The sequence below is a fragment of the Streptomyces canarius genome, from assembly GCF_014650735.1.
In the GTDB taxonomy this organism is placed as follows: Bacteria; Actinomycetota; Actinomycetes; order Streptomycetales; family Streptomycetaceae; genus Streptomyces; species Streptomyces olivaceoviridis.
Genome location: NZ_BMVN01000067.1, coordinates 1 through 14,072, shown reverse-complemented (window position 1 = coordinate 14,072; position 14,072 = coordinate 1). Strand labels below are relative to the sequence as shown.

Below are 14,072 nucleotides of genomic sequence, written 5' to 3'. Positions count from 1 at the left end.
CAAGCCGCATGGTCCGGCACACGTACGCCGTCGCCCGCTCCACGTGTTCCCGCCACTCCTTGCCGCTCACCACACCGACCGCCGCCCTGGTTCGACACCCCGCCCCGGTACTCCGGGTCATGACCTGCGCGGTGCTTGCGTCAGGTGTCGCGCCCGGCCTGAACGCCCAGTCTTCCGGGGCCGCGTATCGTCTCGATGACGCGCGATGCGACAGGGTCCGCGTCGGGGGTCCGCACGACTGTCACAACGGGTGGCGGGCCCCGAGGACGCGACCGGCGAGCGCCGCTCGCCGACGGAGGCGATCCGGCCCCTGACGCAGTGCGGTTCGCTACAGGAGTGACCAGCGAGGGAACCGGCGTGCATCATGAACCTGTCTGTACTCCGACACGTTCCACTACCAGAGGTCAACCGGACGGGCGGGAGGAAGTCGTCCCGCTGGCACGACGTTGGAATCCCCGAGGGGACACATTTGCTGTATTTCAGGATGTTAGGGTTACTTACCGTCGAAGTCGACGGACACCGTGTGACGGTGGCTGCGCCGCGGCAACGGGTTGTCCTCGCCGCCCTGTTACTGAACGCCAATCGGGTGGTGTCAGTGGACCGACTGGAGGACTTCGTCTGGGACGACACACCACCGAGCAGCGGCCCGGCGGTGATACGTACGTACGTGATGCGGCTGCGACAGGCACTCGGGCCGGAGGCCGGCGCACGGATCGTCACCCGGGCGCCGGGTTACCTGGTCGAGGTGGACGGTCAGGAGACCGACCTCGGCCGGTTCGACAGTCACCGCGAGAGGGCGTCCGCACTGGCCATGGCGGGGGACCTCGCCGGCGCATCGGCGGAACTGAGCACCGCGCTGTCGATGTGGCACCAGAGTCCGTTGCAGGACGTCCAGTCCAGCACCCTGCGTGACATCGAGGTGCGGCACCTCGAAGAGCGGTACTTCCAGGCCCTCAGTTGGCGGTTGGACCTGGACATGCGGCTGGGCCGGCACGCCGACCTCGTGCCCGAACTGTGGCGGCTGACCCGTGAGAACCCCCTCCACGAAGGCCTGGCGGCGAAACTCATGCTGGCGCTGTTCCGCTCCGGACGCCAGTCCGACGCGTTGAACGTGTTTCATCAGATCCGGGCCGCGCTGATCGAGAAACTGGCCACCGAACCGGGCACGGAACTCCAGCAGGTGCAGCAACAGATCCTGGCCTCGGAGGACGCACGGCTCGCCGGGCCAGGACCGGCGGGCGTCCGGCCCGTCACCCGGATCGCCGCCCCGTCACCGCCACGTCCGGCCCAACTCCCCGCCGTGCTCCCCGACTTCCTCCCCTGGCCGCCCGCCGGGCCGAGGTCGCCCGTGGACGGTCCCGCGAGCATGCTCTCCGACTCCACGGCTCCGCCACGGGAGACGACCACGGTGATCAGCGGCAGCGGCGGTGTCGGCAAGACGTGCCTGGCGGTGCACTGGGCGCACGCCTGCCGCAAGGAATACACCCGGGGCCAGCTCTACGCCTCCCTGCGCGGCAGCAGCGACCGCCCCGTCCGGCCGTCCGACCTGCTGACCCGGTTTCTGCGCGATCTCGGTGTACCGCAGGCCAGGATCCCCCAGGACGATGCGGAACTCGAAGGCCTTTACCGCTCGGTGGTGGCTGACAGCAAGCTGCTCGTCGTCCTCGACGACGCGCACAGCGCCGCGCAGGTGCGCCCGCTCATCCCCGGCGGCATACACAGCAGAGTGCTCATCACCAGCCGGAACCGACTCGCGGACCTGGAGGGCGCGCGGACCGTCGTTCTCGGGTGCATGACCGAGGACAGCTCCCTGCGGCTACTGTCCACCATCATCGGCCGGGCACGTGTCGACGCGGAGCTCGCGGCAGCGCGGCAGATCGTCCGAATATGCAATGGTCTGCCCCTGGCCCTGCGGATCGTCGGCATCAGACTGCTCGGTCGGCCGCACCGCTCCCTCGCCGGCATGGCCGACCGGTTGGCGAGAGCCGACCGGCTGCTGGACGAGCTCAGTGTCGGCGACCTGTCGGTACGCCGCTGCTTCGACGCCGGCTACCAGACTCTCGGCGCCGCGCCGAGGCATGGCATCCACGCGAAATCGGCGCTGCGGATCCTGGGTACACTCGAGACCGGCATCCTCAGCACCGCTGTGCTGGTCGAGCGGCTCGGATGCTCCTCCATCGAGGCTGAGGACGCCCTGGACCGCTTGGTGGACGCCAACCTCCTCCAACAGGACAGCTCCGGGCGGTACTTGCTGTCGAACCTGACCCAGGCGTACGCCAGGGAACAGTCGATCGCCCTGTGCGAAAAGGCTCCTCAGGTCGCGTGAACCCCGTGACGACACCCCTCCGACAACTGATGCCGTGGCCGGTACCGGTGGGACATGGCCTCTCCATGGTCCACTACCTGCGGACGCAGGCGCTCCCACACCTTCCGCCTCACCGGTCCTGTCCCCGCCACGACGTCGGCTTTCCCACTCGCCCGAAGTGGCGCGTTCCCGCACACCCGACATCCAGCCGAACAAGGAACCGACAGACGTGACCGTCAACTCCCCTCACGTTCCCCTCAGCGATCCCGGCGCATGGCTGCGCCGGTTCCGCCCCGCTCCCGACGCGGCGGTGCAACTGGTCTGCTTCCCCCATGCCGGCGGCGCCGCGAGCTACTACATGCCGGTCGCCGCGGCCCTGGCACCGCGGATCGACGTGATCGCGGTCCAGTACCCCGGACGACAGGACCGGCGTCACGAACCGTTCGTCGAGGACATCGGCGCACTGGCTGACCACATCCACGCGGCACTGGCCACGTGCACCGACCGCCCGATGGCGTTCTTCGGTCACAGCATGGGGGCGGTCACCGCGTTCGAGGTGGCCGTGCGGCTGGAGCGGAACCACGGCACCGGCCCGGTGCAGCTGTTCGTGTCCGGGCGCAGAGCCCCCAGGACACGGCGCCAGGAGGCGGTGCACCTGCGCACCGACGAAGGGATCCTGGCCGAACTGCGCACACTGAGCGGTACGAACGAGCAGCTCCTGGAGGACGACGAGCTGGTGCGGATGATCATGCCCGCCATCCGTGCCGACTACCGGGCGATCGAGGGTTACCGCGGCTCGGAGAGTGACGTCGTGGGCTGTCCCCTCACCGTTCTCGTGGGAACCGAGGATCCCCAGGTGACGTCCGACGAGGCCCGCCTCTGGAGCTCGCACACCACGGGCCCGTTCGACTACCGCGAGTTCTCCGGAGGCCATTTCTACCTGACGGACCACCAGGAGGAGATCAACGCTCTGCTCGCTGAGCGGCTCCTCGGGGCGGTGTCGTGACCGTACGTGCGGCCGTGCGCCTGAGCACATGACGGTCGTGTCCCCGCATCCTCAGGCGTGTCGCCGCGGTTGGTCCGCGGCGACACGCGGAAGGAGCCGCCCGTTTCCATCACGGTGCAGGTGAGTCCGGGTCGCCGTCAGGACGGACCGCGCCGCCTTCCCGCAACCCGTCCGCCATGAGAGTTCAGCCGGCCCAACTGCCGCAGCGCGACGGCGCGGTCGCCCCATCCGGCCTCGGACCGGGCGCGGGGCCGCGCTGCGGCGGTGGACCGGCGTAGTGCCGGACGCCCCCGCGCGCCGAGGACACGTTGTCCCGGCGTCCCGGCGTCCCGGCGTCCGGACCTGAGCCCGTACGAGAGAAGCCCCGATGATCAGTCACCCTTCAGGTACCCCCTCTGTCCCGTCCGGCGGCCGACTGCTCGCCATCAGCGACTTGCACGCCGCCCATGCCGACAACCGGACAGTCCTGGAAGGGCTTCGTCCGCAGTCCGCGGACGACTGGCTCATCGTGGCCGGAGACGTCGCCGAGATCAGCACGGACATCGAGTGGGCGCTCACCCGACTGGCGAGGCGTTTCAGCAAGGTGATATGGACGCCGGGCAATCACGAGCTGTGGACTCACCCGAGCGATCCCGTGCAACTGCGGGGAGAGGAGCGCTACCGGTACCTGGTCGAGTTGTGCCGCGGCATCGACGTGGTGACTCCGGAGGACCCCTATCCGCAGTGGAAGGGAGAGGGCGGGCCGGCGACTGTCGCCCCACTGTTCCTGCTGTACGACTACTCGTTCCGCATGCCCGGTATGTCGACGAAGGAGGAATCCCTGCGCAAGGCCCATGAGGCCGGCATCGTCTGCACCGACGAATTCCTGCTGCACCCCGACCCGTATCCGACCCGCGAGGCCTGGTGCCGGGCCAGGGTGGCGGAGACCGAGCGACGGCTGGCCGCCTGCGACCCGGACCTGCCGACCATTCTCGTCAGCCATTGGCCGCTGCTGCGCCACCCCACCGAGGTCCTGTACCACCCGGAGTTCGCGCAGTGGTGCGGGACGACCCTGACAGCCGACTGGCACCGCCGCTTCCGGGCCACCGCAGCGGTCTACGGCCACCTGCACATACCCCGCACCACCTGGCACGACGGGGTGCCCTTCACGGAAGTGTCGGTGGGCTACCCCCGTGAGTGGCGGCGCCGCCCGGCCGGCGCCCCGGGACTGCGCCGGGTCCCCCTGAAGGAGGCATCGTGATCGCCGATGTGCTCCCCTCGCCCGTGGTCGCCTACGACACCTTCACGGACGCTCCGCACGACGCCCTCCTCCCCGAGGAGCACGCCGTGGTCGCCGCCGCCGTGGAGAAGCGCCGCCGCGAGTTCACCACCGTACGGGCACTGGCCCGCACCGCAATGCACGCACTGGGCTGTCCCCCCGCTCCCGTGCTACCGAACCGCCGGGGGGCACCGGGCTGGCCGGAAGGCCTGGTCGGCAGCATGACGCACTGCGACGGGTACCGGGCCGTGGCGCTCGCGCGCGCCGTCGACGTGATCGCCGTCGGCATCGACGCGGAGCCCGACGCCCCGCTTCCCGACGGCGTCCTGGAAGCCGTCTCCCTGCCGGCGGAGCGGGCGTGGATATCCGACCTGACGGCGGCCAGGGCCGAGGTGAGCTGGGACCGGCTGCTCTTCAGCATCAAGGAGAGCGTCTTCAAGGCGTGGTACCCGCGAACCCGCTACGAGCTCGGCTTCGAGCAGGCGGAGGTCACGGTCTGTCCGCAGTCGCACACCTTCACCTGCCGCCTGATCCTGCCCGAGCAGGCGCCCCCGTCCTCGTGGCTCACCGGCACACGGGGACGCTGGCTGGTGCGGGACGGGCTACTGGTCACCTCGCTGGCGGTACCGGCCGGCCGGCCGGGCACCGGTCCAGGCGCTCGGTGCTGAGCCTTCCGCCGGGAAGACGCGAGTCGGGGGCGGTGGGGGTGTGGTGGCCGGTGGGGCGGAAGGGCCACCAGAGGGCGCGGCCCAGGAGGGTGGCCAGGGCCGGGACCAGGGCGAGCGAGAGGACGACGGCGGAGAGGAGGATGCCGAGCGTCAGCGCGAAGGCGATCTGTGCGCTGCCGGGGGTGGTGGCGAGGGTGGCGAAGGAGCCGGCCAGGACCAGGCCGGCGGTGGCGACGGCGGGCGTGGTGTGGCGGACGGCGCGGGCAACGGCGGCGCGGGCCGGACCGGGGTGGTGCATCTCCTCGCGGATCCGGTCGGTGATGAGGATGTTGTAGTCGGTGCCCAGCGCGACGACGAACAGGAACAGCACCAGCGGGAGGGTGAAGCTGACGCCGGGCTCGTCCAGCACGTGCTGGAACAGCAGGGTGGCGGCGCCGAGGGTGGCGGCGAAGCCGAGCCCGACGGAGAGCATCAGGACCACCGGGGCGAGCAGGCTGCGCAGGAGCAGCAGCAGGATCAGGGCGATCAGGGCGGCGGCGACCGGGAAGACGACCGCCAGGTCGTGGTCCACGGCGACGGAGATGTCGGCGAAGACCGCCGCCGTGCCGCCGACGTGGGCGCTCGTCCCGGCGGGCGTGTGGGCGGCGACGGCGGCGCGGACCGGGCCGGAGACCAGGTCGCGGGCCCGTGCGCTCTGCGGGTCGGCGGTGAGGAAGAGGTCGATCCGGGCGGCGCGGTGGTCCTTGTTCAGGACGGTGCCGCTGACCTGGCCGACGCCCTCGGTCTCGGCGAGGGCGCGGGAGAGGCCGTCGAGCCGGGCGGGATCGAGGGTGCCGCCGTCCGCGGCGGTGACGTAGACGGTGGTCGGGTCGGACACGCCGGCCGGCAGGGCGCGTGCGATCTCCTTGGCGGTTGCCGCGGCCGCCGTCCCGGAGTCGCCGCCCTGGCCGTAGTCCATCCGGATCCCGGTCATCCCGGCGGCGAGGGCGCCGAGGAGCGCGACGGAGCCGAGCAGCAGGACCATCGGACGACGGGCGACGAAGGCGCCGTAGCGGGCAGCCGCGCCCGCCCGCGGCTCCCGGTCCAGGCTGCGGGAGGGCCAGAACATCTTGCGGCCACAGGCGGCGAGCAGGGCCGGCATCAGGGTGAGACTGCCCAGCAGCATGATCAGGACGGCGACGGCGATCGCCGGGCCGAGCGAGCGGAACTGCCCGAAGCTCGCCACGCCCAGGGTGGCGAAGGCGGCCACGATGGTCAGCGCGGCCGAGGTGATCGCGGTGCCGACCCGGCCGGACACCTCGGCGGCTGCCTCGCGGGCGGGCTGGTCAGGCCGGGCGCGCAGGTGCTCGCGGAACCGGAAGAGCAGGAACAGCAGGTAGTCGACGCCGATGCCGAGCAGCACCACGGAGATCAGGCTCGGGGTGGAGACGTCCAGTCGCAGGCCGGTGAGCGTCGCGACGCCGGCCACGGCTCCGGCGGCCACGGCGCCGATCATGGTGACGGCGAGCAGTGGCAGCACGGCCGCGAGCACGCTGCGGAACACCAGCACGTTGAGCAGGACGATCAGCACGGTGACCAGGCTGCTGCCGATCAGCGCGGCGACCCGGTTGTCGTCCGCGCTGTCGGCGGCCTCGGCCAGTCCGCCGGTGAACCCGGTGCGCATCCCGGCGGCGGCGAACTCCGCGCGGGCGGAGTCCCGGAAGGTCCGGTAGACCTCCTGGACGCCCTCGTCCACGGCGCTGCCGGTCAGTTCGACGGAGAGCAGCTCGAAGCTCCGGTCGGGCGCCGTCATCGCCGGGGCGACCCGGGGGGTCTGCGAGCGGTCGGGCTTGAGGAACGCCGGCTCGTCCTCCTCCCTCGGCATGGTGACCCGGCGCTTGCCGAGCTCCGCCGCCTCGGCCTCGATCCGCCGCTGGTCGCCGCCGGTGAGCGCCTTGCCGTCGCTCCGGGCGACCAGCACCGTGACCGTGGTGGCGTCGGGCTTCACCCCGAACTCCTCCTCGGCGATCCGCAGGGCGGCGGCCGAGTCGTAGCTCTTCGGCAGGAAGTCACCGGTCTGGGACTGGGTGACCCGGCCGAGCAGCATCGGGCTCAGCGCGCCCAGCGCCAGTCCCAGCACCGCCCAGAGGGCGATGACCTTCCAGGCGTGTCTGGTGGAGAATCCGGTCAGTGCGCGGATCACGGTGCCCTCCGGCTGATGGACGCGAACGTCGGTCTTGTCGCCGGGGGTTCCCGGCAGGCTTCCAGACCATCAGGCGAAGGGGTGCCGGGCGTCCGGACAGCGGACGATCCGGTCCGGGGCCCCCGGTCCCCCGGCGGGCCGGAACCAGGACCGTGCTCCTGGTCCGCCCGCCCGCCCTCGGCCGGAGGGACCATCCGGGGCCGGGCGGGCCGGTGCCAGAATGTGGCATCAACGCTGGTCGACCGGGAGGACGAGGATGGACGGGCGTCAACACCCCGGCGCGGCCGTGGACGAGGTGCCGCAGAACCGCGCGGACGGCCTGCCGTGGACCCAGGCGGACGCGCTGATGGCCGTCGGAACCGGCTCGCTGGACCTGCTCGCCCACCTGGTCGTCAGCCAGGTGGAGGGCACCCGCGGCATCGGCGTGCCGGGCTTCGTCCTGCTCGTACTGTCGGGCGTGCCGCTGCTCGCCCGGCGCCGCCACCCGGTACAGGCGCTCGCCGCCGTGCTGGTGCTCCAGTCCGCGATCGACCTGTCGACCCCGATGGGCACCCACTTCGGCGCCGTCCTGACAGTGGCGGTGTACTCGGTCGCCCGGAACCGCGCCTGGCCGGTCACCGCAGGCGCCGCCGCGGCTACGGCGCTGGTGACGGTGCTGAGCCAGAGCGACTTCCCGGTGCCTTCCGCGGAGGCGGGCTTCGCGGCCGTCGCCTCCACCGCGCTCGTGGCCGGCAGCGGCCTCACGGCCGCCCGCTGGCAGCGCCAGGTGGACGCCAACCGCCGGCTGCTGGCCGACCGCGCGGTGGCCGAGGAGCGCCGCCGCATCGCCCGGGAGTTGCACGACATCGTGGCCCACCACATCACCACCATGCAGCTGATGGCCGGTGGCGCCCGCGCCAACCTCGCCGACCCGGAGGTGGTGCGAGAGGCCCTGGTCACCCTGGAGTCCTCCGGGCGGCTGGCCCTGCGCGAGATGCGCCAGCTGCTGGACGTCCTGCGGGCTGGTGACGAACCGGACGCCACCCCGGCCTCGCCCCAGCCCGGGGCCGACGACCTCGGCCGGTTGGTGGACGAGTCCCGCCGGGCCGGGCTGCCGACCGCGTTCAGCGTGCACGGGCCGCGTCGGCCGCTGCCGCCGACCGTCGGCCTGACGGTGTTCCGGATCGTCCAGGAGGGCCTGACCAACGCGCGCAAGTACGCGGGGCCGGCCAGCGCGTCCGTCGTGCTGACCTACCGCGCGGACGGGGTCACCGTCGAGGTGCGCGACGACGGCCGGGGCGTGCCGTCCCAGGACGCGAGGCACGAACCGGTGCGGAGCGGCTACGGCCTCATCGGCATGCGCGAGCGGGTCGCCCTGCACGGCGGCACCCTGGAGGCGGGGCCGCGGCCGGAGGGCGGCTTCGCCGTGGTGGCCGAGCTGCCGCTGGCGGCCGAGGAGACGGCCGAGGCGGCCGTCCAGAGCGGGGAGCCCACCGAGCGCGTCGACGGCGGGCTGCGCGGGCAGGCGGTGTACCGGTGACGGCCGTGACGCCCGGGATCCGGGTCCTCATCGCGGACGACCAGCCGCTGGTCCGGCGCGGCCTGTCGCTGATCCTCTCGCCGGACCCCGCCTTCGAGGTGGTGGGCGAGGCGGAGGACGGCGCGCAGGCCGTCATGCTCGCCCAGCGGCTGAGCCCCGACGTCGTGGTGATGGACATCCGGATGCCCGTCCTGGACGGGGTCGGCGCGACCGAGGAGCTGGCCCGCACGCTGCCCGGATGCCGGGTCCTGGCACTGAGCACCTTCGACATGGACGAGTACGTGGTGGCCGCGCTGCGCGCCGGCGCGTACGGGTTCCTGCCCAAGGACGTCTCGCCGGAGGACCTCGCCGCGGCGATCCGCACCGTCCACGCCGGGGAGGCGGTGGTCGCCCCGCGCCTGCTGACCCGGCTGATCTCCGCCTACGTCCGGACACCGCTCGGCGCCCCGCCACCGCCCGACGTCGAGGCGGGGGAGCTCACGCCCCGCGAGGTGGAGGTGTGGCGGCTGATGGCCACCGGCCTGGACAACGCCGCGATCGCCCGGACCATGGACATCAGCCACTCCACGGTGAAGAACCACATCACCAGCCTCTTCGGCAAGCTCGACGTGCGCGACCGCGCCCAAGCGGTCATCGCGGCGTACGAGTCCGGCCTGGTCACCGCCCGTTCGGGGGGCGGCGACCAGGCCGCACGGAGGCAGTAGGCGAGAAGGGTCAGGGCTCGGCGTGCGCACCCCGGCTCACTTGGCGCAGAGCACCTCGTCGAACAGCGCCTCGGTGTGCGGGTGGCCCCGCGGGCTCGGCGCGATGTTCGAGGTGACGGCGATGGCGATGGCGGCGGCGCGGCCGTCGCCGGTCACCCCCGGGAAGGTGTGGTAGCCCGGTATCGCGCCGCCGTGCCCCCAGGCGGCCTCGCCGCGGCTCAGCGGCGTACGGATGATGCCGGGCCCGTACTGGAGGCCGCCTGGGCGGGCTTGGGCAGCTTGCCGCCCATCAGCGCGGAGAAGAAGCGGTTCGGGTCGCCGGTGTGGAGACCGACTGCCCGGCGGCCCATGCCCAGGAGGGATCGAGCTCGGTCACGTCGGTCAGCGGCCCGCCAGGCTCCGGGACGTGGTGGCCCTGCGGATGGGCCTCCCGGACGCTCTCGTCGCCGGCCCCCGGGAAGCAGGTGTGCGGCAGCCCGAGGCGCTCGATCACACCGGGATCCGTCGATAGGCAGTGGCCGTTGCAGCGGATGCCCGACAGCCGAGGCGAGGGCGTGCATCAGCTCGGGATGGTGGCACCAGCGCCCAACTGCCGCTCGATCTCCGCCGCAGGGAAGGGCGTCTGCTTGCTCTCGGTGAGCAGACGGCGGAAGAAGGAGTCCACGAAGACGGTAGGACGTGCGTGCCGGTCGATGATGGCCGTGATCTCGGGCGGGATGTCGCCAGGCCGCCGGCCCGCAACCCAGTCGTACAGGAAGACGTCGCGTTCGGTGTCACCGCGCACGCCGTCGAGCAAGTGGTACTGGAGCAGGTGGCTCGCGGTGTAGCAGCGGTCGTACGCGAGGTGGTCCGTGAGGAAGTTGGACTCATCCGCCGAAAGGTCGAAGCGGGAGCTCAGGGCAAGTCCGAAGTCAGCGAAGTAGAGCTGACGGCCGTCGGTCAGGATATTGGCGAAGTGAGCATCGAAGTGGACAAGTCCGCGAGAACTCATGAAGGTAGTTCCGCTCATCAGAGCTTCCTCCACCCAGCGGAAGCGTGAGCCGTCGCCGCCTTCCGGCACGGCGCTTTTGCGGTGGTCGGCCAGCCATCCGGCGAGTGTGTGCGGGAAGTACTCCAGGAAGACCACCAGGCTGCACGAGGACCGGCCGATGGCCTCCAGCCGGTCGCGAACGGCGGGTGATCCCTCCCAGTGAGCGACAGCCCCCTCCAGGCCCCCGAACTCGTCGGTGAATCCTTCGGGAGGGGAATCAGGCAGCACCCGCCAGTGGTACATCAGGGGGAATCCCGCATACTCGCCACCGAGGACCCAGTTCGTGGTCATGGTGTGCACGGCAAGCTCCCGCCAGGCACCGAACCCGGCCGAGCCCACCCCGTACTGGTAGAACATCGGCAGTTCGAAGACGTTCGCCGTCGACCGCACGTTCTCCGGGCGCAATTCGGTGTCCGTCAAAGGGATCCGCTTGACGAAGACGCGTATTCCGTTGATGTCCAGCTCTGCCGACCTGCCGCCGATGCCCGACCCGAGCGGGGTAGCGGCTGCCACGGCCTCCCCGAGCCGGTGGTCGCTCAGTAAGGAGAGCTGAGTGCTCACGGTCCCGTAGCCCGCCAGGCGCGCGGCCCGCAGCAAATCCTGGTCCAGCATCGACTGCTCCTCGGCGCCCGAGCCAGGGCTTCGGCAATCCTCGACGTACGACACCGACCTTACGCGGGAAGGGTCAGCCACCCGGCTCGCCCTGCCGCTCGCGCGGCGGCGCGGTCGCAGGCGCCCACCACACCGGCCGATTCACCAAAGGGAGCCTGCGGCTTGAGGTCCGGCGCACCGAGCAGGCCGCTGCCGCCGCCCGCCTTCAGCACCAGCGGCGCACCGGCGGCATCACCGACGGCGACGGACCGACCGTGGCCCGGCTGCCTGGCCCGGCTGCTGATGCTGCCCTGAGCACCGCGCACACCGGCACCGGCACCGGCACCGGCAACCTCGTCGGCCAGGACCTCACCGCGCTGGGCCTGAGCGACCCGGGAGGACCTGGTCGAGAAGCTGACTGGCTGCGGCTGGCTAGGTGTGCTGTCCGGGCACCGCCGGCGACCTGCTCGCCTCCCGGCCCCTCTGTCCCCCGCGAGGACGGGCCCGTTCACGTTCGGCAAGAAGATGCGTGGCCCAAACTCTCCGGATGGGCTCAGAGGGTCATCTCGGACAAGAAGCTCCGCAAGGCCAAGGCCACCGCCGGCACCCGGCTGCTCCCCCTGACGCTGGCCACCCAGACCGACGCTTCCGGTCACCTCGGTCCCGGGCGGCCATGGCATCGCCCTGCACGCCCTCACCGCCTGGGTCCCGGTCGATGTCGGCGAGCTGGAGCACATGGTCGACCAGTTGACCGCAGCGGACCGGCTCACCGACACCCGCCTCACCGGGCAGCTGACCGACCGTGTCCTCCCCTCAGCTGCCCCTGCGGGCCTCGGGCTCCCGCCCGTCCCAGTGAACCCGTGACGGTGTCACCCGACCTGACCCGGACACCGGCTGGATGAGGGCCGGTGACCCGAGGCGGGCCACGTTCCAACCGCCGCCCGATCCGGAGTACTGGAACGCAAGGAGCGTGGCATGGCACCGGCCTGCACCACGGGATCACACACAGCAGCTCGTCAGTGTTCGTTGACGTGCCGGGATCGGGCAGAGGCGCGTCAGTCAGGAAGGCACTTCCGTGTCCTCGTGGGAATCCCGCGAACTCCGCTACGGGGTCGAGTGCAGTGGCCAGTCCGTTCCCCGAGCACTGTCTGAGCCGGCTGCTGCCCGCGGCTCCCGCACCAGGAAGCGGTGACGACACGCACGGGACCCCCGGCCTTCGGATGAGCGGCGTCGAGGCCGACGGTCGGCACCCGCACCTGCACACGGTGAAAGATCCTGGGCAGACGGCCACGCTCGTACCCGCCCTGCCCAAGGGGCTGACGGAGGACTGGACGGGCATCGAGCGCCGGCACCGCCACTGGTGCGAAGACAACGGCCTGCGGCCACTGTGGACGACCCCGCAGCTCGACGGCGTGGAATCGCGCCTATCCCAGTCTCGAAGGCTCACGGGCCAGGCGGGCCGCGGTGGGCGGCGGGCTGCTGCGGCGTATCGCGCTCTTCCACGCCGTCACCGCCTTCTACCGGGTCCAGTGCTGGGACGACGGCGACAGCTGGAAGATCGACGCCCGCACCGCCCATCCCCGGGCCCGCTGGCACGACCAGCTCCTTCAGCGACTGTGCCACCCACGCTGGGCCCTGCCGCTTCGCGTGGCCCACCGGTTCTGCCGCTATGCCGAACCGGACACCCCCTACCAGTGGAACCACACCTGCGACTTCTACTCCGACGGCCACACCACCGGCAACGACGACTCCGATCCGAGAACCGATCAACCCCCGACGACTTCACCTGACCCGGCCTTGACACACCCCGCCCAACCACCACAACCCACCGAAGTCACTGGTATCGCACATAGGCCTGCCCGGCGAGGGGATGCCTTCACGTCTCGGCGCGGCGGAACTTACGGCTTGTGGGTTACCCAGAGCAGTTCCGCCGGCCAGCGGTGTGCCCAGTCGGGTGGGTCGGTTTCGTTGTAGCCGTTGGGTGTTCCGAGTTCGGGCCGCGGCTCGATGAGGTCGTCGATGACGAGACCCGCGCCGCGCAGGACCTTGACCCAGCCGCCGTAGGTGAGCTGATAGCTGGTCGCGCCGTCGTCTTCGGCGATGGTGTTCAGCCCGAAGTAGTCCTGTTGCAGCGTCCTGGTCACGCGGCTGGCGGCTTCGTCGTAGCAAGCTTCGAACCATGGGCTGGCGACGTTGAACACCAGGCGCCCACCGCGGCGCAGGACGCGTGCGGCCTGCGGGACGGCCAGGTGCGGCGGCGCCCAGCTGAGCCCACCGAAGTCGCAGAACACCAGGTCGAAGCTGTCGGCGGCGAAGGGGAGTTGTTCGGCGGCGCCTTGCACCAGCGGGTAGCGGGCCGCTCCCATCTCGCGGGCCGCTGCGGCGAGTTGGGCCTCGGACAAGTCGAGCCCGACCACGGTGGCGCCCTCGGCGGCGAGCGCCCTGGACCACTGGCCGGCGCCGCAGCCGAGTTCGAGGACGCGCTTGCCGGTGACGTCGCCCAGGGCGTGCAGGTGCGCGTCGGGGATGGAGTACATGCCCCACAGCCGGGGCGCTGCGCCGATCTGCGGGTCGTGCTCGTGCTGGTAGGCGCTGCTGATCTGGTTCCAGAACCGCCGGTTGGCGGGGATGCTGTCCACGCGCCGACTCCAGCACTGCCTGCCGGGGACCGTCAACACGATTAGGGCACGGGCCGGCCCTCGCCTCGGTCCGGCCCTGGCTCGGCCCATGATCCGCCGGACCAGCCCTAGTAGTGCTTCGTTAGGTTCTGGGTCTGGTTCTGCTGGTGGTGAGGGGTCGGCCGCAGGTG

At 71.5% G+C, this 14,072-nt stretch carries 10 protein-coding genes; 6 read left to right on the top strand and 4 right to left on the bottom strand.

Annotated elements, in window-relative coordinates:
- Positions 1 to 484 precede the first annotated feature (484 nt).
- From IE294_RS42040 to IE294_RS42025, 4 genes are all read left to right on the top strand, one after another.
- Positions 485 to 2,326 carry an AfsR/SARP family transcriptional regulator gene (locus IE294_RS42040; protein ID WP_268252852.1) on the top strand — a complete coding sequence of 614 codons (1,842 nt, stop codon included), beginning with the start codon at positions 485 to 487 and terminating at the stop codon, positions 2,324 to 2,326.
- 208 nt (positions 2,327 to 2,534) lie between these two features.
- Complete coding sequence (locus tag IE294_RS42035; protein WP_189894645.1) at positions 2,535 to 3,311, top strand: thioesterase II family protein; 777 nt, start codon at positions 2,535 to 2,537, stop codon at positions 3,309 to 3,311.
- Positions 3,312 to 3,678: 367 nt separating this feature from the next.
- Positions 3,679 to 4,551: a metallophosphoesterase family protein gene (locus IE294_RS42030; RefSeq protein WP_189894644.1), complete on the top strand. Its 873-nt coding sequence runs from the start codon at positions 3,679 to 3,681 to the stop codon at positions 4,549 to 4,551.
- On the top strand, positions 4,548 to 5,237 hold the full coding sequence (locus tag IE294_RS42025) for a 4'-phosphopantetheinyl transferase family protein (protein WP_189894643.1): 690 nt from the start codon (positions 4,548 to 4,550) through the stop codon (positions 5,235 to 5,237). Before IE294_RS42030 ends, IE294_RS42025 begins: the two co-directional genes overlap by 4 nt.
- Here the strand turns inward: IE294_RS42025 and IE294_RS42020 are convergent.
- A complete protein-coding gene (locus IE294_RS42020) occupies positions 5,179 to 7,419 on the bottom strand; it encodes an MMPL family transporter (protein WP_189894642.1) in 2,241 nt (746 codons plus the stop codon). The two genes, IE294_RS42025 and IE294_RS42020, sit on opposite strands and share 59 nt — an antisense overlap.
- A gap of 256 nt (positions 7,420 to 7,675) precedes the next feature.
- Here IE294_RS42020 and IE294_RS42015 point away from each other — a divergent pair, with 256 nt between their 5' ends.
- A complete protein-coding gene (locus IE294_RS42015; protein WP_189894641.1) occupies positions 7,676 to 8,938 on the top strand; it encodes a sensor histidine kinase in 1,263 nt (420 codons plus the stop codon).
- A gap of 5 nt (positions 8,939 to 8,943) precedes the next feature.
- Entirely contained in the window at positions 8,944 to 9,642 is a 699-nt protein-coding gene (locus tag IE294_RS42010; RefSeq protein ID WP_189894640.1) for a response regulator, read from the top strand.
- Between the two features lie 218 nt (positions 9,643 to 9,860).
- Here IE294_RS42010 and IE294_RS49215 read toward each other — a convergent pair whose 3' ends face one another.
- From IE294_RS49215 to IE294_RS42000, 3 genes are all read right to left on the bottom strand, one after another.
- Positions 9,861 to 9,992: a hypothetical protein gene (locus IE294_RS49215; protein WP_268252851.1), complete on the bottom strand. Its 132-nt coding sequence runs from the start codon at positions 9,990 to 9,992 to the stop codon at positions 9,861 to 9,863.
- A gap of 209 nt (positions 9,993 to 10,201) precedes the next feature.
- Positions 10,202 to 11,284: a protein kinase family protein gene (locus tag IE294_RS42005; protein ID WP_189894648.1), complete on the bottom strand. Its 1,083-nt coding sequence runs from the start codon at positions 11,282 to 11,284 to the stop codon at positions 10,202 to 10,204.
- Between the two features lie 1,877 nt (positions 11,285 to 13,161).
- The gene (locus IE294_RS42000) at positions 13,162 to 13,902 is read right to left on the bottom strand and encodes a class I SAM-dependent methyltransferase (protein WP_189894639.1); all 741 of its coding nucleotides are present in this window, start codon (positions 13,900 to 13,902) and stop codon (positions 13,162 to 13,164) included.
- Between the last annotated feature and the right edge of the window lie 170 nt (positions 13,903 to 14,072).